Origin of the sequence: Methylocella sp. (assembly GCF_044226135.1) — a bacterium.
Taxonomy (GTDB): domain Bacteria; phylum Pseudomonadota; class Alphaproteobacteria; order Rhizobiales; family Beijerinckiaceae; genus Methylocapsa.
Genome location: NZ_JBGAHM010000001.1, coordinates 115,469 through 140,093, shown reverse-complemented (window position 1 = coordinate 140,093; position 24,625 = coordinate 115,469). Strand labels below are relative to the sequence as shown.

At 67.5% G+C, this 24,625-nt stretch carries 22 protein-coding genes and 1 tRNA gene; 11 read left to right on the top strand and 12 right to left on the bottom strand.

All coding sequences use genetic code 11. The features are described 5' to 3' along the window. Window position 1 precedes the first annotated feature (1 nt). Window positions 2–1,654, bottom strand: coding sequence for a cyclic peptide export ABC transporter (locus ACILRB_RS00695; protein WP_395664379.1), 1,653 nt, complete (start codon window positions 1,652–1,654; stop codon window positions 2–4). Between ACILRB_RS00695 and ACILRB_RS00690 the strand changes: the two genes are divergently transcribed. From ACILRB_RS00690 to ACILRB_RS00675, 4 genes are all read left to right on the top strand, one after another. Then, window positions 1,608–5,078, top strand: coding sequence for an amino acid adenylation domain-containing protein (locus ACILRB_RS00690; protein ID WP_395664378.1), 3,471 nt, complete (start codon window positions 1,608–1,610; stop codon window positions 5,076–5,078). The two genes, ACILRB_RS00695 and ACILRB_RS00690, sit on opposite strands and share 47 nt — an antisense overlap. Further along, window positions 5,075–6,364 carry a lysine N(6)-hydroxylase/L-ornithine N(5)-oxygenase family protein gene (locus tag ACILRB_RS00685; protein WP_395664377.1) on the top strand — a complete coding sequence of 430 codons (1,290 nt, stop codon included), beginning with the start codon at window positions 5,075–5,077 and terminating at the stop codon, window positions 6,362–6,364. Before ACILRB_RS00690 ends, ACILRB_RS00685 begins: the two co-directional genes overlap by 4 nt. A 93-nt stretch (window positions 6,365–6,457) precedes the next feature. Further along, a complete protein-coding gene (locus tag ACILRB_RS00680; RefSeq protein ID WP_395664376.1) occupies window positions 6,458–8,629 on the top strand; it encodes a TonB-dependent siderophore receptor in 2,172 nt (723 codons plus the stop codon). Continuing rightward, on the top strand, window positions 8,626–9,705 hold the full coding sequence (locus tag ACILRB_RS00675) for a GNAT family N-acetyltransferase (RefSeq protein WP_395664375.1): 1,080 nt from the start codon (window positions 8,626–8,628) through the stop codon (window positions 9,703–9,705). Before ACILRB_RS00680 ends, ACILRB_RS00675 begins: the two co-directional genes overlap by 4 nt. A gap of 5 nt (window positions 9,706–9,710) precedes the next feature. Here ACILRB_RS00675 and ACILRB_RS00670 read toward each other — a convergent pair whose 3' ends face one another. From ACILRB_RS00670 to ACILRB_RS00650, 5 genes are all read right to left on the bottom strand, one after another. After that, window positions 9,711–10,682, bottom strand: coding sequence for an ABC transporter substrate-binding protein (locus ACILRB_RS00670; RefSeq protein ID WP_395664374.1), 972 nt, complete (start codon window positions 10,680–10,682; stop codon window positions 9,711–9,713). After that, window positions 10,679–12,712, bottom strand: a complete 2,034-nt coding sequence (locus tag ACILRB_RS00665; RefSeq protein ID WP_395664373.1) for an iron ABC transporter permease — start codon at window positions 12,710–12,712, stop codon at window positions 10,679–10,681. The genes ACILRB_RS00670 and ACILRB_RS00665 overlap by 4 nt, the downstream gene beginning before the upstream one ends. Beyond that, window positions 12,709–13,536 (bottom strand): ABC transporter ATP-binding protein, encoded by an 828-nt coding sequence (locus ACILRB_RS00660; RefSeq protein ID WP_395664372.1) that lies wholly within the window; start codon window positions 13,534–13,536, stop codon window positions 12,709–12,711. Before ACILRB_RS00660 ends, ACILRB_RS00665 begins: the two co-directional genes overlap by 4 nt. A gap of 40 nt (window positions 13,537–13,576) precedes the next feature. Next, on the bottom strand, window positions 13,577–14,524 hold the full coding sequence (locus tag ACILRB_RS00655; protein ID WP_395664371.1) for a TauD/TfdA family dioxygenase: 948 nt from the start codon (window positions 14,522–14,524) through the stop codon (window positions 13,577–13,579). 111 nt (window positions 14,525–14,635) lie between these two features. Continuing rightward, the gene (locus tag ACILRB_RS00650; RefSeq protein WP_395664370.1) at window positions 14,636–14,851 is read right to left on the bottom strand and encodes an MbtH family protein; all 216 of its coding nucleotides are present in this window, start codon (window positions 14,849–14,851) and stop codon (window positions 14,636–14,638) included. Between the two features lie 237 nt (window positions 14,852–15,088). Between ACILRB_RS00650 and ACILRB_RS00645 the strand changes: the two genes are divergently transcribed. Further along, entirely contained in the window at window positions 15,089–16,150 is a 1,062-nt protein-coding gene (locus ACILRB_RS00645; RefSeq protein WP_395664369.1) for a DUF2218 domain-containing protein, read from the top strand. Here ACILRB_RS00645 and ACILRB_RS00640 read toward each other — a convergent pair. Continuing rightward, on the bottom strand, window positions 16,129–16,599 hold the full coding sequence (locus tag ACILRB_RS00640; protein WP_395664368.1) for a hypothetical protein: 471 nt from the start codon (window positions 16,597–16,599) through the stop codon (window positions 16,129–16,131). The genes ACILRB_RS00645 and ACILRB_RS00640 overlap by 22 nt on opposite strands. Before the next feature lie 81 nt (window positions 16,600–16,680). On the opposite strand from ACILRB_RS00640, the gene ACILRB_RS00635 reads away from it, so the two are divergent. Further along, window positions 16,681–17,238, top strand: a complete 558-nt coding sequence (locus tag ACILRB_RS00635) for a GNAT family N-acetyltransferase (RefSeq protein WP_395664367.1) — start codon at window positions 16,681–16,683, stop codon at window positions 17,236–17,238. An 87-nt stretch (window positions 17,239–17,325) separates the two neighbouring features. On the opposite strand, the gene ACILRB_RS00630 is transcribed toward ACILRB_RS00635, so the two are convergent. Together ACILRB_RS00630 and ACILRB_RS00625 are read right to left on the bottom strand one after the other, a co-directional pair. Further along, entirely contained in the window at window positions 17,326–17,565 is a 240-nt protein-coding gene (locus ACILRB_RS00630) for a DUF1467 family protein (RefSeq protein ID WP_395664366.1), read from the bottom strand. Window positions 17,566–17,726: 161 nt separating this feature from the next. Next, on the bottom strand, window positions 17,727–18,098 hold the full coding sequence (locus ACILRB_RS00625; protein ID WP_395664365.1) for a gamma-butyrobetaine hydroxylase-like domain-containing protein: 372 nt from the start codon (window positions 18,096–18,098) through the stop codon (window positions 17,727–17,729). Between the two features lie 91 nt (window positions 18,099–18,189). Between ACILRB_RS00625 and moaA the strand changes: the two genes are divergently transcribed. After that, entirely contained in the window at window positions 18,190–19,236 is a 1,047-nt protein-coding gene (gene moaA, locus ACILRB_RS00620; protein ID WP_395664364.1) for a GTP 3',8-cyclase MoaA, read from the top strand. A gap of 66 nt (window positions 19,237–19,302) precedes the next feature. Here moaA and ACILRB_RS00615 read toward each other — a convergent pair whose 3' ends face one another. The 3 genes from ACILRB_RS00615 to apbC all read right to left on the bottom strand — a co-directional run bounded on the left by ACILRB_RS00615 (window position 19,303) and on the right by apbC (window position 21,612). Continuing rightward, entirely contained in the window at window positions 19,303–19,527 is a 225-nt protein-coding gene (locus ACILRB_RS00615; RefSeq protein WP_395664363.1) for a hypothetical protein, read from the bottom strand. A gap of 228 nt (window positions 19,528–19,755) precedes the next feature. After that, window positions 19,756–20,406, bottom strand: a complete 651-nt coding sequence (locus ACILRB_RS00610) for an XRE family transcriptional regulator (RefSeq protein WP_395664362.1) — start codon at window positions 20,404–20,406, stop codon at window positions 19,756–19,758. 117 nt (window positions 20,407–20,523) lie between these two features. Continuing rightward, on the bottom strand, window positions 20,524–21,612 hold the full coding sequence (apbC, locus tag ACILRB_RS00605; protein ID WP_395664361.1) for an iron-sulfur cluster carrier protein ApbC: 1,089 nt from the start codon (window positions 21,610–21,612) through the stop codon (window positions 20,524–20,526). A gap of 218 nt (window positions 21,613–21,830) precedes the next feature. Here apbC and ACILRB_RS00600 point away from each other — a divergent pair, with 218 nt between their 5' ends. From ACILRB_RS00600 to ACILRB_RS00585, 4 genes are all read left to right on the top strand, one after another. Then, window positions 21,831–22,652, top strand: a complete 822-nt coding sequence (locus ACILRB_RS00600) for a transporter substrate-binding domain-containing protein (protein WP_395664360.1) — start codon at window positions 21,831–21,833, stop codon at window positions 22,650–22,652. 111 nt (window positions 22,653–22,763) lie between these two features. Continuing rightward, window positions 22,764–23,630: an NAD(P)-dependent oxidoreductase gene (locus tag ACILRB_RS00595; protein ID WP_395664359.1), complete on the top strand. Its 867-nt coding sequence runs from the start codon at window positions 22,764–22,766 to the stop codon at window positions 23,628–23,630. Between the two features lie 63 nt (window positions 23,631–23,693). Next, a complete protein-coding gene (locus ACILRB_RS00590) occupies window positions 23,694–23,984 on the top strand; it encodes a GlsB/YeaQ/YmgE family stress response membrane protein (RefSeq protein WP_395664358.1) in 291 nt (96 codons plus the stop codon). Between the two features lie 353 nt (window positions 23,985–24,337). After that, a tRNA-Lys gene (locus ACILRB_RS00585) sits at window positions 24,338–24,413 on the top strand. Window positions 24,414–24,625 lie beyond the last annotated feature (212 nt).

Sequence of the window (24,625 nt, the reverse complement as noted above, 5' to 3'; positions counted from 1 at the left end):
CTCAGGCCGCCGACTCCCTTGACGCGCGCGCGACGAAAATGTCGGCCACGGCGCCGTTCTCAAGCTTCACGCAGCGGTCGGCGACCGGAAAATAGCGGTCGTCGTGCGAGATGGCGAGCACCGCCTTGCCCCGCTGGCGCAGCTCCGGCAGCAGCGTGCGGTAGAACACTTCGCGGAACTCCGGGTCCTGGTCGGCCGCCCATTCGTCGAACAGATAGAACGGCCTGTCCTCGAGATAGGCGGCGACGAGCGCAAGGCGCTTGCGCTGGCCCTGCGACAGCGCCCGCGTCGAGAGGCGCCCGCCTGCAACCGACACCTTGTGCGACAGGCGCAGCCTGGCGATCAGCTCGTTGGCCCTGGCGTCGAGATCGCCTTCGCCCCCCGCGGCGACGCCGTCGAGCGTGGGAAACAGGTGAAAATCGCTGAACACCGTCGAGAACAGGGCGCGCAGGCGCCCGCGGTCCGCGTCGACGATTCTTTCGCCATCGAGCAGGATCGCGCCGTCGTCCGGCGCATAAAGGCCGGTCAGCACCTTGGCGAGCGTGGTCTTGCCGCTGCCGTTGCCGCCGATCAGCATGACGATTTCGGCGGGCTTCAGCGTCAGGTCGATGGGACCGAGCGTGAACACGCCGTCTTCGGCGTCGCGGTAATAGCGATGGCTGACGCCTTCGAGCCGAAGCTCGTGAAAGCCCGTGTCCGGCGCGGCGGCGACGGAGGGCTCCGGCGCGTCAGCCTCATGCAGCACGCGCTCGATGCGCTCCATGGCGACCCGCGCATGCTGCGCGTTCGGCAGCGCGGCGAGCAGCGAGTCGAGGGGGATCATCAGATAAAGGAAGACGATGGTCGAGCCGGCCGCGGCCGCGCCCGTGCCAAAGGTCAGGGCGCCGACCAGCGCATAGACCAGAAAAAGCGCCGCGCTCATCGCCATGACATAGGTGCGCAGGCCGCGCAGGCGCAGGCGGCGCACGTCCTCGACGCTCCTGCGCAGCGACTGGTCGAGAAAGGCCTGCGCCCGCGCCTCGTTCAGCTTCAGCTCCTTGGCCCCGAGGAACAACCCCTCGAAATGCTTGAAAAGCTCATCCTGCGCCAGGCCGGCCTCGTCCAGAACCTTGAGCGCGCGGATGTTGCCGAGATGAAAAATCAGCGACCCCGCGACGATGACGAGCGCGGCGAAGACAAAGGCCGAGAACGAGAGCCAGGCGAGATAGGTCAGGCAGCCCGCGACCATCGTCGCGTTCATGAGGATATGCGGGGCCGAGACGAGAAAATCCGCGACCTTGGCCGCGTCGTCGGTGATCACCGACTGCACGCGCGAGGCGCCGAGCGCCTCGATGCGGCGATAGGGCGCCGAGGCGATCCGCTGCGCCATCTCGGAGCGGATCGAGAGCAGGGCGCCTTCGCCAAGCGCGGCGAAGGAGACGCCGCTCGCGACGCGCGCGACGATGTTGACGACGACGCAGGCGAAAAAGCCTGAGGCGAGAAGCCGCAAGTCGGCGTTCGGGACGAGCGCGGCGTTGACCAGCGCGACCATGACGACGCCTGCGACCGCGCCGACCGCGCAGGCGACGAGCGCCCCGATCAGCCGCCCGCGCGGACATTGCAACAATATGCGCAGGAGCGGACCTTTCGCCGCCAGGCGCGCCACATACCCCATTTCCGCTCCCGAGCCCCTTCTAAGAACCTTAGTCAAGACGTTCGGCGAGGCCGGCGATTTAGAAAGAGTTTCTGTCCCGCTCAAGAAAAAGTCTTCGGCGACTAAATTCCGGACCCGTCACCGCGTCTTGAAGAACGCCCGCTCGATTGGGCGACGGACAGGGACGGCATTTCGCATGAGCACTCCTCGCCGCGTGGGCGCTGAGACGACCCCTCACTTTCAAGGCCCGGACGAGATCCCCTGCGGCGCGGCGCTCGTGCCGCACCGCGTCGGCGCGATCGCGGCCCGTCATGCGTCGGGCGTTGCGCTTGAGTGCGGGGATGTTTGTGTGAGCTATGGGGAGCTTTGGCGTCTGAGCGGTCTTGTTTCGCGCCGGCTTCGGTCTCTTGGTGTGGGGCGTGAGGCTCGGGTGGCGTGCTGTTTCGGGCGCGAGGCTTCGGCCTTTGTCGGGCTTTTGGGGGTGCTGCGGGCGGGCGGGGCCTATGTGCCGCTTGACCCTGCGGCGCCTTTGGAGCGGCTCGCGGCGATGGCGCAGGACGCGGGCGCCGGCGTGTTTTTGTGCGGGCAGGGGCTTGAGGGCCTCGCGCCCGGCAACCTGCCGACGGTGTCGCTTGACGCGCGCGGGCGGATTTTGGGCGGGGAGGCTGAAGCGTGCGGGGCCGGGGCGTTTGAGGCCGACGCGGCGATTGATCCGGGCCAGCTCGCCTATGTGATCTTCACCTCGGGCTCGACGGGGCGGCCGAAGGGGGTCGGGGTGGCGCATGGCCCGCTGGCGATGCACGCCGAGGCGGTCGGCGCGCTCTATGCGTTCACGCCGCAGGACGCGGTGCTGCATGTCATCGCGCTGACCTTTGACGGGGCGAGCGAATGCTGGCTGGCGGCGCTGGCGCATGGCGGGCGTCTCGTGATCGGCGACGCGCGGGCGTGGACGGCGCAGGACGCGCTGGCGACGATCCGGGCGCATGGAGTGACCATCGTCGGCATGTCCCCGGCGCTTCTGGCGAGCCTTGTCGAGGCGTATGAGGCGGAGCTTGCGGCGGGGGCCGCGCCGCTGCCGGCGCGCTCGTGGACGGCCGGGGGCGAGGCCTTTTCGGTCGAGGCGTTTTTGCGGGCGCGGCGCGCCGTCTCGCCGGCGCGGATCATCAACGGCTACGGGCCGACCGAGGCGGTGATCACGCCGCTTCTGTTCAAGGCGGAGGCGGAGGCCTCGCCGGCGGCGTGGGCGGGGGCGTCGGTCGTGCCGATCGGAACGCCGGTCGGAGCGCGGCGGGCCTATGTGCTTGACGAGGATCTGCGCGAGGTCGGGATCGGCGTCGCGGGCGAGCTTTACATCGGCGGCTACGGTCTGGCGCGGGGCTATGTGGGGGCCTTTGGGCTCACCGCGTCGCGCTTCGTGCCGGACCCGTTTTCGGCCTCGGGGGGACGGATGTACCGCACCGGCGACCGGGTGCGGCGTCGCGCCGACGGGGCGCTCGACTATGTCGGGCGGATCGACGCGCAGGCGAAGATCCGGGGGTTCCGGATCGAGCCCGGCGAGGTCGAGGCGGCGCTTTTGAGCGATCCGGCGTGCCGCGAGGCGGCGGTGGCGGCGACGACGCTTGGCGGGGAGGCGCGGCTTGTGGCCTATGTGTCGGGCCGCGGCGGGACGGACGCTTCGGGCGCGGCGTGGCCTTTGGGGGCGGCGCTGCGGGCGCGGCTCGCGGCGCGGGCGGCGCGGCTTCTGCCGGACTACATGCGGCCCGACCCGATCGTGACGCTCGAGGCGCTGCCGCGCCTGTCGAACGGCAAGATCGACTGGCGGGCGCTGCCTGCGCCGCAGCTCGAAGCGCGCCCCTATGAGGCGCCGCGGGGCGAGACCGAGCGCCGCCTCGCGGCGCTGTTTGCGGAGCTTTTGAAGACCGACAGGATCTCGCGCGAGGACGGCTTTTTCGCGCGCGGCGGCCACTCCATCCTCGCCGCCAGGCTCGCCGCAAGGATCAGGGCCGGGTTCAACGTCGACCTCCCCATCCGCGCCGTCTTCGACGCAAGCTCCCTCAAAACGCTCGCCGCCGTGGTCGAGGCCGCGCCCGCGGCGGCGCGCGCGCGCGATCCGATCCCGCGCGTCTCGCGGCGAAGCCATGCGCCCGCGACCCCGATGCAGGAGGAGATCTGGCGCTGGGCCAGGGCGCGGCCGGCGAGCTCCGCCTACAATGTCGAGGTCGCCCTGCGGCTGCGTGGGGCGCTCGATCCCGAAGCTTTCGCCGCGGCCGTGCGTCGTCTGATCGAGCGGCATGAGGCGCTCCGGATCAATTTCGCCGAGATCGACGGCCGCCTCAGGCTGGTCGCAAGCCCGCCGCGCGCGCCGGATTTCTCCTACATGGACCTGTCGTCGCGCGGCCCCGGGCCGGCCGAGACGGAGGCGCTCGCGGCGCTTGAAGCCGCCGCGCTGCGGCCCTTCGACCTCGCCGCCGGCCCGCTCCTGCGCGCCGTTCTGGCCCGTCTTGATGACGGATGTCATCTTTTTGGCCTGACCGCGCATCACGCGGTCGTCGACGGCCGGGCGATGGCGCTTCTGCTTGAAGATTTCGCCGCTCTCGTGGCGGGCCCCGCGCCGGCGCCCGCCACGCCGCAAGTCGTCGATTACGCCGTCTGGCGCGCCGCGCGCGATCAGGGGGAGGCGTTCGGGCGGCGCCTCGCGGCCGCGCTCTCGCGCCTTTCGGGCGACTGGAGCGCCTATCCTCTGCCGATGGACCGGCCCTTCGTCGACGGCTGGCCGGACGAAGGCGGGCGCCTGCGGTTTGAAATCGAGCCGCGGCTCGTCCCGGCGCTGCGCGCGCGCGCCGCGGCCGGCCGCGCGACCCTGCCGAACCTCATTCTCGCAGCGCTGGGCGCGGTCGTCTGTCGGCTTGGCGGCTGCGCGGCGGCGGCGCTGGGCGTGATCGTCGCCGATCGAGGCCACCCTGACGCGGAGGGAATCGTCGGCGTGTTGATCGAGACCGACGTCGCGGTCGTGCGCGCGCCGGACGGCGCGCGCTTCGGCGAGACGCTCGCCGGCGTCCGCGAGGATCGGCTCGCCGCCGAGGCTGAGCCGCCGGTTCCGCTCGCCGTGCTCGTCGAGGCGCTCGCGCGCGCCGGCCGCAGCCTGCGCGACCCGCCGTGCCAGATCCTGTTCAATTATCTGCGCCACGAGGCCGCGCCCGTCAGGCGGATCGCGGGCCTGTCGGTCGAACCGACAGCAGGCTTCGAGACGACCGAAACCAGCCCGATCGAATTCGATTTTCACGAGCGCCCGGGCGACCGCCTTACGTGCTCGATCGGCTTTCTGGCGGCGTTCTTCGACGAGACGAGCGTGGCTCGCCTCGCCCAAACCTTCTTGACGGCGCTTTCGGCCATCGCGGCCGACGCGGACGCGCCGGTTTTCAATCTTGGCGAGACGCAATCATGATGGCGATGATCGAAAAAGACCTGATCGGCGTTGGCTTTGGTCCCTCAAACCTGGCGTTCGCCATCGCCCTTGCCGAAAATCAGGCCGGGGGACGTCTCAACTCATGCTTCATCGAGCGCAGTCCGTCCTTCTCCTGGCACTCGGGCATGTTGATCGAGCGCAGCAAAGTGCAGATTTCCTTTCTGAAGGACCTTGCGACGCTGCGCGACCCGACGAGCCGGTTCACCTTCGTCAATTACCTGCATGCGACCGGGCGTCTACAGAGCTTCATCAACCTCAAGCAGGCCAATCCGTCCCGCGCCGAGTTTACGAACTATTTCCGCTGGGCCGCCGCGGCGTTCGAGGATCGCTGCTGCTATGGCGAGACGGTTGAAAGCGTCGAGCCGGTGTCGCGCAACGGAAGGGTCGCGCGTCTGCTCGTGACTTCGGTCGGAAGCGACGGCGAACGGCGCCGGCGCATGGCTTCGGACCTCGTCGTCGGCGTCGGCGGGCGTCCCTATGTTCCTCCGGCGTTCGAGGCGGTCGGCCGGTCCCGGATCGCGCACGCCTCGCAATATATGACTCGGGCGCGGCCGATGATGGACGCGACGACGAAGCCGATGCGCGTCGCCGTCGTCGGCGGCGGCCAGAGCGGCGCGGAAATCTTCCGCGACATTGCGGAGCGCTGGCCCCACGTCGACGTCTCCCTCGTCCTGCGTGACCACGCGCTTCGTCCGGCCGACGACAGCCCCTTCGTCAACGAGGCCTTCGATCCGTCCTTCGTCGATCTGCTTCAGGGCCTTTCGGGCGAAAGACGCAAGGCGCTGCTCAACTCGCTGAGAAACACGAACTACTCGGTGGTCGACCTCGATCTCATTGAACAGATTTACGGGTTGCTCTACGAGCGCCGTTTCGCGGGCGCAAGCGCGTGCCGGCTTCTCACACGGCGCAACGTGGAAGCGGTGCGCGAGGTCGACGGCGCGGTGGAAATCGAAACGCGCGACGTCGCCACCGACGAACGGGGCGGGGAGCGTTTCGACCTCGTCATTCTCGCCACCGGATATCGCTATGACGCGCATGAGCGCATTCTCGCCAACCTCGCGTCGGATCTCGGCGGCTTCGAAGTCGACCGATTCTACCGCGTCAAGACGCCGCCGTCCTACGCCTCCCGCATCTATCTGCAGGGGTGCAATGAGGACAGCCATGGCCTCAGCGACACACTGCTCTCGATTCTACCGTTGAGGGCCAGTGAAATTGTAGACGATCTGTTGTCGAGAGAGCATTATCCGATGGCTACGGCGATGTGATCGACGCCAGACGTGTTCGCCGCGGTCAGCTTGAGGCAATTGGGGAGCGATGGGGCGCAACGGCGGCGTCGGCTCTGCTGGGGGGATCAGGACGTGAAGGGAACATCTTTCTGGCGCATCGGGCCGACGGCCACGGCGTCTGTGGCCGCGCTTGTCGTCGCGGCGTCCGGCGTCATGGCGCAGGATGCGGCGGTGCAGCTCGATCAGGTGAACGTCACCGGCGGCCAGGGCGGAATCGGCGTCGGCTCGGGCGTCGGCCCGTTCCCCGGCCTTGTCGCCCCCGCGAGCACGGCCGGCACCAAGACCGACACGCCGATCATCGAGACGCCGCAGTCGCTCACGGTCATCGGCCGCGACAGGCTCGACACTTTCCAGTCCGTCAACGTCAACGAGGCCCTGCGCTATACGCCGGGCGTCTCGCCCGACGTCTACGGCGTCGACCAGCGTTCGGACAATTACATCACCATCCGCGGCCTGCCCGCCAATTTCTTCCAGGACAATCTGCAGCTTCCGCTGCTGCCGCCCTACGGCAGCTGGCGCGTCGACCCGTGGTCGCTCGAGCGCGTCGAAGTTTTGCGCGGGCCGGCGTCGATCCTTTACGGTCAGGGCAACCCCGGCGGCACGGTCAATTACGTTTCGAAGCGTCCCACCTCGACGCCGATCTTCATCGGCCAGACCCTGTTCGGATCGCAGGGCCTCGCCCAGCTCAATCTCGATCAGGGCGGCCCGATCGACCCGCAGGGGGCGTGGTCCTATCGCGTCGCGGCCACCCTCTATCGCACCAACCTCGACTTCGGCAATCCCAACGAAGGCCGGCGGCTCTCCCTCTCGCCGTCGCTGCGCTGGTCGCCCGACGCCTCGACCTCGATGACGGTCTTCGCCAATTATTTGCGCGACCACACCAGCATCGACACCAACTTCCTGCCGGCTCAGGGCACGGTTCTGTTCAACCCGTTCGGCCAGATTCCGCGCAGCACCTGGACGGGCAACTCGAGCTTCGACGGCTACGACAAGACGCAATGGTCGATCGGCTACGAATTCGAGCATGAGATCAACAAGGTCTGGACGGTGCGCCAGAACCTGCGCTTCAACCACATCGAATCCGACATCAAGACGGTCTATGGCGCGGGGCTCTACCCGAGCCCGCCCGACAACTACCAATACATCGCCGAGCTCGCGGCGCGGGCCAATCCGGGCGCCGACCGCTTCGCCGTCGACACGCAGGCGCAGGCGAAGTTCGACCTCGGCGAGACGTCGCACACCATGCTGTTCGGCGTGGACTATGCGCATCAGAAGACCTGGGACCCGCAATTCTATAATTTTTCGCCCTATCTTCTCAACCTGTTCCAGCCGTCCTACGCCAGCCTCTGGGATCTCCAGCTCTTCCCGGCCCAGAACACGCGCCAGTATCTCGATCAGGTCGGCCTCTACGCCCAGGACCAGATGAAGGTCACTGACCGTGTGGTGATCACCGCCGGCCTGCGCTATGACATCGCGCGGCAGAGCTTCCGCGACACGGTCGTGAGCGACGCAGTCGTCTACAACAACAATTACGTCTGGTCGCCCCGCGTCGGCGCCGTCATTCTCATGGACGGCGGCTTCGCGCCCTATGGCAGCTATACGCAATCCTTCCTGCCGAACGTCGGCTCGAACGTGGAGGGCCAGCCTTTTGGGCCGAGCTTCGGCCGTCAGGGCGAAGTGGGCGTGCGCTATGTCCCGCCGGGGACGAACAGCCAGCTTTCGGTCGCGGCCTTCAGCATCGACCAGACCAACGTGATCTCGCAGGTCGGGCCCAATCTGCTCGACGCCTTCGCGCAGGACCTCAATTCGCGCGGCTTCGAGGCCGAGGCGCTGCTCCAGTTCGAGGAAGGCTTCCGCGCCATCGGCTCCTTCACCTTCCAGGACGTGCGCGTGACGGGAGACGCCGACCCGACGAACGTCGGCAAGAGGCCGGTCGCCGTTCCGGACACGATCCTGCAGCTCTGGGCCGACTACAAATTCTCGTCGACGCCGCTTTCCGGACTGCGCGTTGGCGCGGGCATCCGCTATTACGGCTCCACGATGGGCGACGTCGAGAACACCTTCAAGGTTCCAAACTTCACGCTCGTCGACGCCGGCGTTTCGTATGACATCCAGAACTGGCGCCTGGCGATCAACGCCAACAACATCCTCGACACGCATTACGTCGCGGCCTGCTCCGGCGAGACGGCCTGTTTTTATGGAACGGGACGCAAGGTCCTGGGGTCTGTCCGCTACACATGGTGACGAACGCAGCTGCCAAAATCGCGGCGCCGGCCTCCCGGGCGGACGCGAAGCCGGCTTCGTTCGGGCTTCGCCTCGGCGACGGCCGTCGCGCCGAAGCCGACCTGACGGACGAGGGCGTCGTCCTGCGCCTCGACGGGCGGGAGGCGGCGCGCCTGCGCCGGACCGGCGCGGACGCGTTTTCGACGGACCGGCGGCTCTCCGGCGACGCCTTTCCGCCCGAGGCGCTCCTGCCCGCGCTCGCGGCCGTGTTCTCTCACGCGCGCCGCCCGCCGGCGCTTTCGCTTCTCGCGCCGGCGTCGGATGCGTTCGCCGCAGGCGCCGTCGCGCGCGGCGTTTTTGAAAGCTGCGAGGAGCAATCGGGCGGGCTCACGCGCTTCTGGGTCCGGCGCGGGTTCTTCTGGCAGGATCCGCGGATGTGGCTCAAGGGCTCAGGCAGACCGGCGGGAGCCGAAGCCGGAGGCGAGAGGCTGGCGCATCCGCCGCGCCCGCCAAAGCCTAAGGGCGAGGTCTATCGTCGCCACATGCCGCGCTTTGGCGCCGATTTCAGCATCCGCGCCTTCGACGCGCGGCGCGACCTCGACGTCTTCAACGCCTGGATGAACCTCGACAGCGTGGCTCATTTCTGGGGACAGAAGGGAAGCGTCGAGGAGCACAGGGCCTATATCGAAGGCGTCGCGGCCGACCCGCATATGATCAGCATGCTCGGATGTTTCGACGACGAGCCTTTCGCCTATTTCGAAATCTATTGGGCGAAAGAGGACCGCATCGCGCCCTTCTATGACGTCGGCGATCATGACCGCGGCGTGCATCTGCTTGTCGGCGATTCGAAGCACCAGGGGCCGGGCAAGGTCGAGGCCTGGTTCCGGGCGCTGCTGCATTTCATGTTTCTCGACGATCTGCGCACGCGCCGCATCGTCGGCGATCCGCGCGTCGATCACGTGCGCTGGATCGAATACATGCAGAAGCAGGGATTCCTGCGGGCGCGCGAATTCGATCTTCCGCACAAGCGCTCGGAGCTCGTCATCATCGAGCGCGACACGTTTTTCGCCGAGCCCTGGGGCGGGCCGCTGAAATAGCCGGTTCAGAAGCGGGTGGGCGACGCCAGCACGGCGCCCGTCATCGCGTTCGACAGGCGCATGGCTGAGCCGACGCCGCCGAAATTCCAGATGTTGCGCTCGATCAGGACGACGCGCCCTTCGCGCCGGGCCGACGTGCGGCGCCAGACGGGGCTCGACGTTTTCGACTCGAGCGTCGCCTGCGGCCCGCTGAAGCTGATCAGGCCGACGTCGACATTTTCAAGCGCCAGAAGCTCCTCCGACTGGAGCGGCCGCACGCCGTCGCGCGTGCGCCGCTGCGGCCAGAATCGCAGGTCGAGCCGCTCCGCGAGGCCGGCGGCGAGGCTGCCCCCGGTGAACGCCCAATAGGTGTCCGGAGACGAAAGCTCCTGAAGCAGGACGAAGCCGGCGCCGGTCTTTCCCGCGTCGACGAGGCGCGCATGGTCGCGCGCGAACGCGGCCTCGGCGTCGGCGCGCACGCCCGCCGCCCGCGTCTGTTCGCCCGTTATCCCGGCGAGAATGTCGAGCGTTTCAAAAGCGGAGTCGAGCTGCGTCCCGCCGTTCGCGCCCGGGGCGAATTCGAACAGCACGACGGGCGCGATCTGCGCGAGGACGTCGAACAGCGCCGCATGCCTGTAGGCGACCCCGAGGATGAGGTCGGGCTGCAGGCGGGCGATCGCTTCGAGGCTCGGCTGCTGGCGCGTGCCGACGTCGACAGCGTTCTTGAGCCTGTCCGTTTCGACGCCGATCCACCCCGGATACAGGCGCGCGTCGGACATGCCGACGGGCGGGCGGTCGAGCAGGGCGAGCGTTTCGGCCATGAGGAATTCGAGCGCGACGACGCGTTGCGGCCGCTCCGGCAGGACTGCGGATTTGCGCGCGATCATCGATCCGGCGCGCGGCTCCGCCACGGCCGCCGGGGCCGCGCGCTGAAGCGCCCAGCAGGCGCCGGCGGCGAGAAGGGCGCGGCGCGAAACTGGCGCGGCGGACGTCGTCATGCGGCGCTCTCCTTCTGGCCGCGCCGCATCAGCAGCCACAGAAAATAGGGGCCGCCGACGAGGGCGGTGATGGCGCCGGCGGGGATTTCCGTCGGCGCGAGCAGGGCGCGGCCGAGAATGTCCGCCGTTGCGGCGACGAGCGCGCCGATCAGCATCGCGACGAGGAAGCGCGCGCCATGCCGGTGGAATCCGAGAAGCCGGGCGAGATGCGGCGCGACCAGTCCGACGAAGCCGATCGGCCCGACGATGGCGACGGCGGCGCTCGCGAGCGTCGCCGCGGCGAACAGGGAGAGCGCCCGCAGCGGCGCGACGGGAACGCCGAGGCTTGTCGCCGCGTCCTCGCCGACCCCGAGCATGTCGAGCGGGCGCGCGAGCAAAAAGAGTACCGGGACGGCGACGGCGAGCCAGGGCAGCAGCGCCGCCGCGTCGGCCCAGCTGCGGCCGTAAGTTCCCCCGACGAGCCAGACGAGGGCGCGCGCCGGCTGCGCGCTGGTCTGGACGATGAGCGCCGTGGTCAGCGCGGCGAACAGCCCGCCAAGGGCGAGCCCCGTGAGCGCGACCGGCAGCGGCGCGAGCCGACGACGAAAGTTCAGCGCGACGATGAGGCCGAGCGAGCCAAGCCCGCCGGCGAGCGCGAAGGCGAAGGCGCCGACGCGCCCCAGAAAGGGAAAGGCGATGAGCGCCGAGAGGGCGAGCAGCGCCGCGCCCTGCGTCACGCCGATGAGTTCGGGCCCCGCGAGCGCGTTGCGCATCACGCTCTGCAAAATGACGCCGCTTGCGGCGAGCATGGCGCCCGCCGCCGCGGCGACGACGAGGCGGGGAGCCCGGATGTCGAAGATCAGCGCGGAGACAGGGTCATGGCCGAGCGCCGCCTCGAACAGGCGCGCGGGCGAAAGCCAGTCCTCGCCCCACATGACGCCAAACGCCATGAGCGCCGCAAGCAGCGCGGCGAGCCTGAACGCGAAGCGCTTCGCAGGGCGCGTCTTTGCGGCGGCGACGGCCTCGCCATGATCGGCCGGGGTGATCGTCCGGTTGCGCAAAATGAGCGCGAGCAGGAGCGGCGTGCCGATCAGGCCGATGGCGACGGCGGTCGACACGCCGGCCTCGAAGCCGACGGCGAGGACCAGCGCGTCGGCGGCGAGGAGCAGCGCGGCTCCCGTCAGCGCCGAAAGGGCGGCGATCTCGCCGAGTCTGTAGGCGCCTGCGGCGCGCGCCAGATTGGGAGCGATGAGGCCGATGAAGCCGATGGGCCCGGCGACGGCGACGCCGACCGCGGTGAGCCCCGTCGCCGCGCCGGCGGCGACGAAACGCGCCGGCCGCACGGGCGCGCCGAGCGCCGTCGCGACGTCGTCGCCGAGGCTGAGGGCCGACAGGGGCCGCAACAGGAACGGCAGCGGGGCGAGCGACGCCAGCGCCCAGAGCGCCGCGCTCTTCAGCCCGGCGGCGCCCGGCTGGTAGAGCGACCCGCCGCTCCACAGCGCGACGCCGGCGACGTTCTGTTCGAACATGGCGAGGATGAAGGTGACGATCGAGCCGAACAGGAGCGAGCAGGCGCCGCCGGCGAGAATGAGCCGAAGCGCGGAGGCGCGCCAGCCGCCTGCGGCGGCGATGGCGACCGAAGCCGTGGCGAGGCCGCACAGGAAGAGCAGCGGCGGGCCGGCGACGGGGGCGAGCGCGGGAACGGCGGCGCCGAGCAGAACGCCGAACTGCGCGCCGGCGGCGACGCCGAGAAGATCGGGCGAGGCCAGCGGATTGCGCGTCGCGGCCTGGAAAAGGGCGCCTGCGAGGCCGAAGGCCGAGCCGGCGAGCAGCGTGGCGAGCAGCCGCGGAAGCCTGAGCTCCCACAGCGCGAAAACCGCAGCCTCCCGCGCAAGAGCGTCGGGCGCGCGCAGCAACGCCGCCAGCGGGCCGGCGAGCTCCAAAATCACGAGAATGGCGATGGTCGCGGCGGCGCCTTGAGCCAGCAGGCGCGGCCGCGGCCGCGTCAGCCGCGGCGAGGCGGCGCCGAGAAAGAATCCGGCGACGCTCATCCGGCCCGCACGACGCGCAGCGATGGCTTTCCGCCGTAAGACGGCAGGCAGGCCGTTCCGCCCGCCGGATGCTCGACGCTCCACATGTCGACGCCGAACGTCTCGCGCAGCGGGCCTTCGGCCAAGACCTCTTCGGGCCGGCCCTCATGCGTCACGCGGCCGTCGCGCATGAGCAGCACATGGTCGGCCACCGCCGCCGCCTGGTTGAGATCGTGGAGAACCGCGACGATGGTGATGCCGCGCTCGCGGTTGAGCCGGCGCAGCGCGTCGATGAGCTCGACCTGATGGCGGATGTCGAGCCAGGTCGTCGGCTCGTCGAGCAGCAGGATGCGGCATTCCTGCGCGAGCGCCATGGCGATCCAGGCGCGCTGGCGTTCGCCGCCCGAAAGATCCGAAACCGGCCGGTCGGCGAGGCCCTCAAGGCCCATGGCGGCGATCGCCTGCGCGACCGCCGCATGGTCTTTCTGCGAAAGGCCGCCGACGAGCGGGCGATGCGCGTAGCGCCCATAGGCGACGAGCTCGGCGACGGCGAGCCCGGCCGGCTGCTCATGCGCCTGCGCGAGCATGGCGAGGGCGCGGGCGCGCTCGCGCCGGCCCATCGAGGCGAGGGCGCGCCCCTCGACGAAGACTTCGCCGCCGTCGACCGCGCGCACGCCGGCGAGCGCGCGCAGAAGCGTCGACTTGCCACAGCCGTTCGGCCCGCACAGGGCGGTGACGCCGCCGGCCCCGATCGCGACGTCGAGCCCCTGCAGGACGCGCCGTCCGTGATAGGAGACGACAAGGCCGCGCCCTTCGAGAGCCGGCGTCTGTTGCGTCCGCGTCACGCCGCAAGGCTCCCGCGAACGGCGCTGACGGCGACGACGCTCATCTCGAAAGGCTCATTGGCTCCGCCATGGCGACGACAACTTTTCGGGGGCCGCGGAAGGGCTCGCGGCCATGCATCAGCAACATATTGTCAAGCATCATGACATCCCCTTCAACCCAGGGGAAGGAGAAGCTGCGGGCCGATAGAACGGCGCGAACCTGCGCCAGATCTTCGTCGGGGATGGGGGCGCCGTCGCCAAAATAGACATTGCGCGGAAGCTCGTCCTCGCCGACCGCGTCGACCAGCGCCTCGCGCTCCTCGGACGCAAGCGCCGAAACATGGAAAAGATGCGCCTGGTTGAACCACAGATCCTCGCCGGTGCGGGGATGGACGGCGACCGCCTGGCAGAGCTGGCTCGTGCGCAATTCGCCGTCGTCCTTCCATTCGAAGTCGACCGCATGGGCGCGGCAATAGGCTTCGACGGCGCCGCGGTCCTCGGTGTTGAAGACCTGCTTCCATGGCACGTCGAGGCCGTTGCCGAAATTGCGCACATAGCGCAGGCCGCGCCCGGCGAATTTGCGGCGCAGCGAAGGGTCGAGGTCGCGGAACACGGCGCGGCTGTCGGCGAGCGGCGTCGCGCCGCCTTCCTGCGCGGCGACCATGCAATGGAGCCAGATCCGCATCGGCCATTCGCGCGTGTAGGATTGTTCGTTGTGCAGCGGGATCTCGCGATGGGCCGGGTATTCCGTCGAGGAGTAGACTTGGCCTTCGACCCGGCTGCGCGGCGTCGAGCCGAATTCATAGCTCAGCAGCTCATGGCCGAAGGCGGCGGCGAAGGCGCGAAAGGCGTCGACGGAGTCGACGCGAAAGCCGCGCAGCAGCACGCCGCCGAAGTCGTTGACGGCCGCGTCGATGTCATGGCGGCGCCGCGCGAAGGCGTGCGCGAGCGGTTCGCCGGAGGCGGAGAGAATGGGCAGCGAAACGGGGGACGAAGGACGGTCCAGCATTGGGGCTCCTCGGCCGAATTGGCGGCTCCTCGGCGGAAACGGAAACGCCGCCGGAGCGGGCGGGTCCGGCTACATGCGGCGCAGGCTGAAGATCACGCGCGCCGCGCCGGATCAGGAGGCGGCGTCGGCCGCCATGGCGTCGCGCAGGCTTTTGGGACGCATGTCCGTCCACACGACGTCGATATGGGCGAGGCACGCCGCCTTGTCGCCGGAGAATCCGGTCTTGCGCCAGCCAAGCGGAACCGGCTTGTACGCCGGCCAGATCGAATATTGCTCCTCTTCATTGATCACGACATTGAAGGCGATGTCGTCTCGATCGAAACTCATGGACGTCCTCTCGATGCAGCCGCGACGCGGCGCTGTTGGCGACAAGACGAACGGCGCGAGCGGGAATTTAGGGCCCGACGAAAAATAATTTTCGCCGTTTCTCCAAAGATTTGACTGTCTTTAAAGTGAGCGCGACGCCTTGCGGCGACACATCGGTCGGAGGTATGTTGCGGGCGGCCGCTGGGCGGTCGCGCGTCATGATATGATTGTGTTCATCAAAAGAACGAGGCGGGTGGTTTGGGGCTGTTGATTTCGCGCGCGCGCGTCCGCCTTTCGGATCCCGGTCGTCTCGCCGAGATCCTGATCGAGCATCTTGGCGAGCATGACATTCCCTTCGAGGCGCACGAGCGGGGCGCGGCGTTCGAACTGGGCGCGGGGCGCGGCTCGTTCGACGTCGAGGACGGCGCGCTTGCGCTTCTTGTCGAAGCCGAGGATCTCGCCGCGCTCGAAAACCTGCGCGCCGTCGTCGCCGAGCATGTGGTCGCCTTCGCCGACGACGAGGCGCCCGTCATCGAATGGATCGGCCACGTCAACGTCAGCGGCGAGTTCACGAATTTTCGCGAGGCGACGCTGGCGCGCGCGCGCGACGTCGCGCCTCGCATGCGGCGGCTGACGTTCCGCGGCGACGTGGCTCGTTTCTTTTCGCCGTCCGACCTGCATGTGCGGATGTATTTTCCGCCCTTGGGCGTCGAGCGTCCGCAATGGCCGCGTCAGAGCGCCGACGGGCGCGCCGTCTGGCCGCCTGACGATCTGTCGCCGGCCGTGCGCTACTACACGGTGCGCGGGTTCGACGCCGAGGCCGGAGAGCTCGACGTCGATTTTGTCATGCACGACGATCCGGGGCCGGGCGCAGCCTTCGCCGCGCAGGCGCGGCCGGGGGCGCTCGTCGGGATTGCGGGGCCGTTCGGCCGCGCCGCGCCGCAAGCGGATTTTCTGCAGTTTTATGGCGACGAAACGGCGATCCCGGCGATCGCGCGGATGCTCGAGGCCGCGGCGCCGGGAACGAGAGGCGAGATCGTGATCGAAGCGGGCGTCGCCGGCTTTCAGTCCTTGATCGTTCCGCCCGGGGGCTTTGAACTGCGATGGCTTTCGCCCGCAGGCCCGCCGGGCGCGGCGCTCGTCGCGGCGGCGAAGGCGGCGCGGCCGCCGCGGGATGAAAGCTTCATCTGGGCCGCATGCGAGGCGACGGCGGCGAAGGAGATCCGCAGATTTCTGCGCGCCGAGCGTGGGATCGGACATGAGCGCCAGCTCGTCACGGCGTACTGGCGTCGTGATTCTCACGAGGGAGACGCGTCGTGAGCGCAGACGCGACGGCGCTTTCCCGACGCGATCCGCCCGGGAAAGCCGACGCCCCAGGGCGACCGTCGCTGCATTTTCCGGCTTCGGGCGAAGCGCCGATTTCCGTCGCGAGCGCGAACGGCGAGAGACGCGCGCGGTTCGTCGCGACGCAGGGCGAGGCGTGCGTCGGCGAAGCGACGCTGCATTCGGACGATCGCGGCGCGGCGCTTGATTTCCAGCGCGTGGATCTCGCCGATCCACGCTCCGTCAGCGTCGTCGCCGCGCTGGCGGCCGCGGCGTTTCAGGCGGCTCCCAACGCGAAGCGGCTGCTTGTGAATCAGGCGGAAGGGGCGCCTGCGCTGGCCGCGCTCCTTGTCGACATGGCCGAGATCGACGGGAAGCGCTGCGGCGTCGTTGAGCGCGAGGTCTTTCATCAATTGCCGCTGCTGTGGCGTGTCGCGGGCGCGCATCGAGCCTATCCGGACATTCGCTCGCGCCTTGGCGCCGCAGGACGGGAGCCTCCGCTGCGCCCGCCGCAGCCGGACGGCGTGATGTATCGCCGCCATATGCCTGACCTTGGCGTCGAGCTCTCGCTGCGGCCCATCGACCGGCGCCGCGACCTCGCCCTGTTTCACGGCTGGATGAATCAGAAGCGCGTGGATTTCTTTTGGGACATGGCGAAGACCATGGACGAGCTTGACGCCTATCTCGCCGAGCAGGAAGCCGATCCGCATACGGTCGGCGTGATCGGCGCAGTGGATGACGAGCCGGCGGCTTATTTTGAATTCTACTGGGCGAAGGAAGACCGGCTCGGCGCGCATTACGAGGCGCAAGACTATGACCGGGGCTGGCACGGACTTATCGGCAATCCGCGATTTCTCGGCCGCGCGCGCACGCTCGCGTGGTTCCGGTCGCTGACCCATTATCTGTTTCTGGATGAACCGCGCACCCTGCGGATCGTCGGCGAGCCGCGCGCCACCCATGTCAAAATGCTGAGCTATTGCGACGACGTCGCCTATGATCAGGTCAAGGAGTTCGATTTTCCCCACAAGCGCGCCATGCTTGTGATGTGCCGAAGAGAACGCTTTTTCCGTGACGTGCCGATTTGAGCCCTGGAGGCCGCCGGCCGCTTTTTGCCCGCGCCGGCCCTTCCGCCCCGCCGCGCCCGACACGCGCTGCGTCGACATGCGGACGAATCACCGCATGTCGACGTAGCGCGCGAAAATCGAGAGCGCGACAAACAGCCCGAGCGAGATCGCAGTCGTCCAGACGGCTTTGGACAGAAGCCGCGGCGTGACGGGGGCTCCCGGGTCGGTGCCTTTCGTAACGTCGCCGCTTTCTCTCTGCGAGGTGATCCCGAAGGGAAGGACCGCGAACAGGACGACGAACCAGATGACGACGAAGATGGCGATCGAGAGCGGCAGGGAAAAAGGCATGGATCCTCGAGTGGGCGCCTGTCCGCAGGTTGGCCGGATGTCTATGGCGGAGCCCGGGTTCGATCAGTGGGAAAGTAATTGGATCCGTTGAATCGAACTGAATACAGCGTCGTTGCGGCGTGAGAGCGCTCAAACGTCCGCACGACCTGTTCGGAACGGAATCACGCCTGACCCGGACGATCCCGATCAAGTCCCTTCTCTTTCAGTTCGGCCTCGTAAAACGACCATTTTTCGGAATATGTCGCTCCAAGTTCGTGCAGATATTTCCAGGTGAAGATTCCGGTCGTGTGTCGGTCGTCGAAGCCGAGACGCACGCCATATGAGCCGACCGGCTCGATTTCGACGATCGAACAGCCGCGCTTCCCGCCCACGGTGACGCGATCGCGAGGATTGTGTCCCTGCACTTCCGCGCTCGGGCTCATGACCCGCAGATATTCGGCGCTCAGGACATATTCGGTCCTGTCCTCGAAGGCGACGTAGAGCGTGCGGCCTTTGTCCTTGAGACGAAGCTCGGCCGGCCAATGATCCGTCACGTTTCAAATCTCCAAAACTTTTATCACACGCTCTGCGTTTACGCCCTATATAGGTTCTAAACTCCTGAGAAGGTTCAAGCGCAAGCGGGAAATGTCAGTCATTACACCCATCGTCGAGGCGCCGGGGGACGCCGCGCCCGTTTCCTCCCTGATCGATCCGTTCGGCCGGAGCGTCTCCTATCTTCGCGTCTCCGTGACGGATCGCTGCGACATGCGATGCGTCTATTGCATGGCCGAGGACATGCAGTTCCTGCCCAAGCGCGACATTCTCTCGCTTGAAGAGCTCGACCGCCTCTGTTCGGCCTTCATCTCCCGCGGCGTGAAAAAATTGCGAATTACCGGAGGAGAGCCGCTGGTGCGGCGCGGGATCGAGGGGTTTTTTCAGTCTCTGTCACGGCATCTTGAATCCGGCGCCCTGCATGAATTGACGTTGACGACGAACGGCTCCCAACTCGCCCGCCACGCGGCGAATCTGGCGGCGGCGGGCGTGCGTCGCGTCAATGTCTCGCTCGACACGCTCGATCCCGCAAAATTCCGGATCATCACCAGATGGGGAGATTTCTCCCAGGTGATGCGAGGCCTCGACGCCGCGCAGGACGCCGGCATCGCGGTCAAAATCAACATGGTGGCGCTCAGGGGCGTGAACGACGACGAGATCGCCGACATGCTTCTCTGGGCGCATGGCCGCGGAGCCGACCTGACGCTGATCGAAGTGATGCCGCTTGGCGACATCGACCAGGAGCGAGCCAGCCAGTATCTCCCTCTGACCGAAGCTGAAAGCCGTCTTTCCGAACGGTTCGCGTTGCGGCCGATCGACCATCGCACGGGCGGGCCGGCCCGCTATCTTCGCGTCGAAGAGACGGGCGGCCGCTTGGGTCTCATCACGCCGCATACGCATAATTTCTGCGAGGCGTGCAACCGCGTGCGCGTCACATGCACCGGCACGCTGTACATGTGCCTTGGGCAGGAGGACTCCGCCGATCTGCGCGCGCCGCTGCGCGCCTCGGACTCGGACGAGCTTCTGCTCCAAACCATCGACGCCGCGATTTCGCGCAAGCCCAAGGGGCATGATTTCATCATCGATCGGCAGGTCGTGCCGCCGCAACTCGGACGGCATATGAGCGTCACCGGCGGCTGAGCGCGCTTCGCCGGGGCATGTCGAGGCCGCCGGCATGCGAGCGGAGCCGTCGCGAGAGTTCCCGCGTCATAATGTGGAAGCTTCAGCTTCCGCTTCTCGTTTGACGTAATCAAGCAGCATGGAGAGACGCGCCAGGCGCGCGGTCGCCGCGAGCGTGACCAGTTCTCCGGCCATCTGGGCGAGATATTCGGCCGTCTCCGTGCGGGTCGCGTCAATCTGCTCGCGTCGTGCGGGGCTCCGGCCCAAAGCGACGACCACCGGAGCTGATTTTTCGGAGTTTTTCTGGCTCATGACCTGATCCCCTGGCGAGGCTGGCGACCTTGCTTGACGGCGTCCAGCGCCGATGTCTCACTGTACATAACGTACCGCGTTCCGCAACACAAAATGTACAATGCGCGCAATTTTTTCCGCCGCGCCGGTCGAGACGTGACGTGGATGAACCGCCGCTTCGACGCAGCTTGGCGCTGGCCGCGCCGCCATTTCCGTGTGGAAAGAAAAACTCTGATCGCTTGCGTGGAGCTATCTGCGGCGGGGCGCCTGCGCAAGAAGGGTCCATTCGCCCGCGCGGATATTGCCGAAGACCTTGCAGGCCCATTCAATCTGGACGTTGGGAATCGGCGCGGCGTTATGGCTGACGAGATCGAAGCGGTCCTTCGATACGCGCCTTACGGTCTTGAGGTAGCGACGGCCGTCGGTCAGGCGCACGGCCGCCTCCCATCCGTCAGCTTCGCTCCGGGTTTGGGCCACCCTCCAGCAGATCACGATGTCGCCGGGGTCATAGCGCGGCCACATGCTGTCGCCGACGATTTCAAAGGCGACGGCGCCGTCTGGCACGGGGTAGGGGATTTCGATTTCGGCGAAGCCTTCGGCCGGCTCCTGCTCGAAGTCGGCGTCGATCACGGCGCCTGCGCCGATTCGGCCGACCAGACGAACCGTGTTCTTCGGCTCTGGAGCGGGCTCGACCTCGCCTTCTCCGGTCAAAATCCAGGCGGCGCTGGCGTTGAACGCTTTCGCATAGCGTTCGACGACCGGAAGCCTCAGCCCGCGCTCGCCGTTTTCATGGCTGCGATAAGTGTTTTCATTCCAGCCGAACGCGCGCGCCGCATCCGTCGCGTTTTCGAATCCGGCGTTGCGGCGCGCGAGGGCGAGCCGTTCATGAGGGGCGTCCATGCCCCATGCTTAACAAAACGTGTTGTACATTTCCAGACGCGTCGCGCCTTTTCGTTGCGGCGGAGCGGCTCTTCGCCTTTGAGGCGCAGGCCTGGCGCAAGCTTCCGGGGCGATCCTCTATTCGATGACGATTTTCGGCGCGCTGCGAACGCTCGAATGTTCGAGCCCGGCTTTCACCTGTTCGGCGATGGCCCGATAGATTTTCGCGTGGGCGCCGTCGGGCGCGGCCACGACGACCGGAAGGCCCGAATCGGAGCGTTCGCGGATCTCCATATGCAACGGAACCTCGCCAAGGAATGGCACGCCGTAACGCTCCGCTTCGAGACGCGCGCCGCCATGGCCAAAGATGTCGGAGCGTCCGCCGCACTGCGGACAGACGAAATAGCTCATGTTTTCAATAATCCCGAGAACGGGCACATTGACCTTGTTGAACATCGCGACGCCGCGTCGGGCGTCGATCAGGGCGAGATCCTGCGGCGTGGAGACGATCACCGCGCCGGCGATCGTCACGGTTTGCGCCAGCGTCAGCTGCGCGTCGCCGGTGCCAGGCGGCATGTCGACGACGAGGCAGTCGAGTTCGCCCCAGGCGACGTCGCGCAACATCTGCTGCAGCGCGCCCATGACCATCGGCCCGCGCCAGATCATCGCCTCGTCTTCGCCGACCATGAAGCCGATCGACATCGCCTTGAGGCCAAACGCCTCAAGCGGAATCAGCGTCTTGCCTTCCGTACGAGGACCGTCCTTGAGATTGAGGAGACGCGGCAGCGACGGGCCGTAGATGTCGGCGTCGAGAATGCCGACGCGCCATCCAAGCGCCGCGAGGCTGAGCGCGAGATTGATCGAGGTGGTCGACTTGCCGACGCCGCCCTTGCCGGACGCCACCGCCACGATGTGCCGCACCCCCGGGATCGAGGGCGCGCGCGCCGTCCGCGGAGCGGCCGCGGCTGGCGCCTGCTGGGCGGGTCTGGCGGCGGTGAGGCTCACGATGGCGCCGGCCACGCCCGCGACGTTGCGTGCGGCCGTTTCGGCGGCGGCGCGCATCGGTTCGAGTTCGGCCGAGCGCTTCGGGTCGATGGAGATCGACAGATAAACCTTCCCGTCGCGGATCGACAGGCCCGAAACGGCGCCGGACTGCGGCAAGGGGGTTTTGCCGTCTGGTCCCGCCACCGCCTCAAGGGCTTTGAGAACCTCCTGCTCGCTCGCCATCTTGTGTTTCGACTCCAGCGCTGACGCAGCGAAAAGGCGCGTCAGGCGAAGGCTCTCGTATAAGCGATGCCATAAATTCATTCAATATCCGCCCTCTACAGATTAGACTTTCTATAATCAAGAAGCCGCTGGACGACAGCTCGAACCTGCATCATAGATCGTCGCGCTTTCGCCAAGCGCCAGACGTCGGCACACGACGCCGCCAGGGAGACCAGCCCGTGAACCGCCTTCGTCGCCCAGGGACGCCGGCTGCGTTTCTTTGTTTTGGCCTGCATTGGCTTGGTCTGATTTTCGCCTGCGCGGCCGGACCGGCGCTCGCCGCCCACGACGGAACGCAAACGCAGATCGTCATTGCAAGCGAAGGCGCGCGCCCGCCCTTCAACTATCTCGACGGATCGGGCGAACTCGCCGGCTTCGAAATTGATCTCGGCCGCCTGCTTTGCGCGCGCGCCAGATTTCAGTGCCGCTTCGTCGCGCAGGATTGGGAGAGCCTCATTCCCGGGCTGCTCAGCGGCCAATATGACGCTGTCATGGCCGCGCTTGAGATCGGCGTCGGGCCGCAGCAAGATCAGATCGCTTTTTCAAAGCCTTATGTTCGCATGCCGTCGGCTTTTCTGGCCCAGGCGGACGCAGACGTCAAAGATACGAGCCCCGCGGCGCTGAAGGGGCGCAGCATCGGCGTCGAGGCTGGCGGCGCCCATGAAGCCTATGTGCGCGATCTTTACCCCGGTTCGACGATCAGAACCTATGCGACGCTCGAGGAGGCGATTCTTGACCTCGGCGAGGGCAGGGTTGATTTCGTGCTCGCCGACAAGGACGCGGCGGCGGATTTTCTCAAGACGCGCAACGAAGGGCGCTGCTGCCGGATCGTCGCCGATTCGCCTCACGTCCCGGCCTATTTCGGCGAAGGCGTCGGGATTGGGCTGCGACGCGGGGACACGGCTCTGAAAGCCCGGTTCGACAAGGCGATCGACGAGGTCATGGCCGACGGCTCGCTTGCCCGTCTCGCCCAGAATTACTTCGGCTTCAGGGTGAACTGAGGGCTCGCGGCGGCGAAGCGGCCTTGCCGGTTGAACGGCGGCTTTCAAACGGTTTAGGGTTCAGGTTCTCGGACGCCGGCGCGCGCCGGCCGAAATCGGACATCCTGCGCAATGGCGAACATCGCTTTTCTCGGCCTCGGCGTGATGGGGTTTCCCATGGCCGGCCATCTTCAGGCCCGCGGCCATAAGGTCACGGTCTACAACCGCACCGCCGCGAAGGCGCGGGCCTGGGCCGAAAAATACGGCGGCGGCGTCGCGTCGACCCCGCGCGAGGCGGCGGCCGGCCAGGAGTTCGTCTTCGCCTGCGTCGGCAATGACGACGATCTCCGCAGCGTGGCTTTGGGGCCGGACGGGGCGCTCGAAGGCCTTGCCGGCGGCGGCGTCTTTGTCGACCACACCACCGCGTCGGCCGAAGTCGAGCGTGAGCTGCAGGCCGAAGCTGCGGGGAGGGGCGTGGGCTTCGTCGACGCGCCGGTGTCCGGCGGGCAGGCGGGCGCCGAAAGCGGCGCCCTGTCGATCATGTGCGGCGGCGCGGAGGGGGATTACGCGCGCGTCGAACCCGTCATCGCGGCCTACGCCAAAGCGGCGCGGCTCATGGGGCCGGTCGGCTCCGGGCAACTCGCCAAAATGGTCAACCAGATCTGCATCGCGGGCGTCGTGCAGGGCCTCGCCGAAGGGCTTCATTTCGCACGGCTCGCCGGCCTCGACGCCGAGGCGGTGATCGCCGTGATCTCCAAGGGCGCCGCGCAATCATGGCAGATGGAGAACCGCTGGAGGACCATGGCCGAAGGCCGGTTCGATTTCGGCTTCGCCGTCGACTGGATGCGCAAGGATCTCGCGATCTGCCTCGATGAGGCGCGCCGCAGCGGGGCGCGCCTGCCGACGGCGGCGCTGGTCGACCAGTTTTACGCGGAAGTGCAGGCGATGGGGGGCGGCCGCTGGGACACGTCGAGCCTGATCGCGCGCCTCGACCGCTGAACCGCGCGAACCCGAAAGGGCGCTAAGCGTTAGCGCCGCACGGATCAGCTTGCGAGGCGCTTCATGTCGATTCTCTATATTCTGTTCATCGGCTTTCTGGCCGGGATGATTGCTCGCTTTCTCTCTCCCGGCCCCTATAACCCGTCGGGCTTCATCATGACGATCGTGCTCGGCGTCGTCGGCGCCTTCGTCGCCACATGGCTCGGACAAACGATCGGATGGTATCGGATGGACCAGGGCGCGGGCTTCATCGGCGCGACGGTGGGCGCGGTTCTCGTGCTCTGGATCTGGCATATGGTCCGGCGCGGCTCGACGTCGGCGGAAGGCGAAACCGGCGGGCGGCGCTGGCTCTAGCTGCGAGACAGGCCTTGACGAAAGGCCGAGGCTTCGGCTTTTCCCCTTTTACGCGACGCGCCGCCTGAACATGACGCGTCGACCATGGCTGCGACGCGCTCGCGTTCATTTTTGATTTTCTCGGGTGAACGCTTGAACGCGCGCCGCGTCTCGCGACAGTCGGCGGCTTGGCCGCATCCTCACGGCGCGGCCCATGGGCTCGGCGCCATCGGCGCCGGCGCGCCAGGACGACGACGCAGCGACGCGCGCGTGAGCCGTGGGGCTTCGCTGAAGACGGCCGCAGCGCGATTTGAGGCGAGGCGTTTCTATTGACCCCCGCGACAGATGACGCTACTTCACGCCTGCTTCTCAAGGAGCGCGTAGCTCAGTCGGTAGAGCATCTGACTTTTAATCAGAGGGTCCTGGGTTCGAGTCCCAGCGCGCTCACCATCAAATCAATGATTTAGGTTGCTTTAAGCGCTCCTTCAATCCCGGCGAAAGCGTGCTGGGTAACGTAGGAGCAACAAAATGTAGCGGCTTTTCTTGTCGCCGGTTCGGGCGGCGGATCGCGGGCTAAACCCTTGATTCGAAGCGCCGCAATTTTGCGGCGGAGGCTTGGCTCAAAATCGAGCCTGCCATCTTCATTGAAGAACAGGGCGGGG

Coding starts and splice junctions, on each gene's coding strand:
- ACILRB_RS00595 (WP_395664359.1), top strand. CDS start 22,764: ATGGCGAACATCGCTTTTCTCGGCCTCGGCGTGATGGGGTTTCCCATG.
- ACILRB_RS00650 (WP_395664370.1), bottom strand. CDS start 14,851: ATGAGTTTCGATCGAGACGACATCGCCTTCAATGTCGTGATCAATGAA.
- ACILRB_RS00655 (WP_395664371.1), bottom strand. CDS start 14,524: ATGCTGGACCGTCCTTCGTCCCCCGTTTCGCTGCCCATTCTCTCCGCC.
- apbC (WP_395664361.1), bottom strand. CDS start 21,612: ATGGCGAGCGAGCAGGAGGTTCTCAAAGCCCTTGAGGCGGTGGCGGGA.
- moaA (WP_395664364.1), top strand. CDS start 18,190: ATGTCAGTCATTACACCCATCGTCGAGGCGCCGGGGGACGCCGCGCCC.
- ACILRB_RS00615 (WP_395664363.1), bottom strand. CDS start 19,527: ATGAGCCAGAAAAACTCCGAAAAATCAGCTCCGGTGGTCGTCGCTTTG.
- ACILRB_RS00665 (WP_395664373.1), bottom strand. CDS start 12,712: ATGAGCGTCGCCGGATTCTTTCTCGGCGCCGCCTCGCCGCGGCTGACG.
- ACILRB_RS00590 (WP_395664358.1), top strand. CDS start 23,694: ATGTCGATTCTCTATATTCTGTTCATCGGCTTTCTGGCCGGGATGATT.
- ACILRB_RS00695 (WP_395664379.1), bottom strand. CDS start 1,654: ATGGGGTATGTGGCGCGCCTGGCGGCGAAAGGTCCGCTCCTGCGCATA.
- ACILRB_RS00685 (WP_395664377.1), top strand. CDS start 5,075: ATGATGGCGATGATCGAAAAAGACCTGATCGGCGTTGGCTTTGGTCCC.
- ACILRB_RS00670 (WP_395664374.1), bottom strand. CDS start 10,682: ATGACGACGTCCGCCGCGCCAGTTTCGCGCCGCGCCCTTCTCGCCGCC.
- ACILRB_RS00690 (WP_395664378.1), top strand. CDS start 1,608: ATGCGCAGGAGCGGACCTTTCGCCGCCAGGCGCGCCACATACCCCATT.
- ACILRB_RS00630 (WP_395664366.1), bottom strand. CDS start 17,565: ATGCCTTTTTCCCTGCCGCTCTCGATCGCCATCTTCGTCGTCATCTGG.
- ACILRB_RS00635 (WP_395664367.1), top strand. CDS start 16,681: ATGTATCGCCGCCATATGCCTGACCTTGGCGTCGAGCTCTCGCTGCGG.
- ACILRB_RS00610 (WP_395664362.1), bottom strand. CDS start 20,406: ATGGACGCCCCTCATGAACGGCTCGCCCTCGCGCGCCGCAACGCCGGA.
- ACILRB_RS00640 (WP_395664368.1), bottom strand. CDS start 16,599: ATGCGCGCCCGCGACACGCCACAGCAGCGGCAATTGATGAAAGACCTC.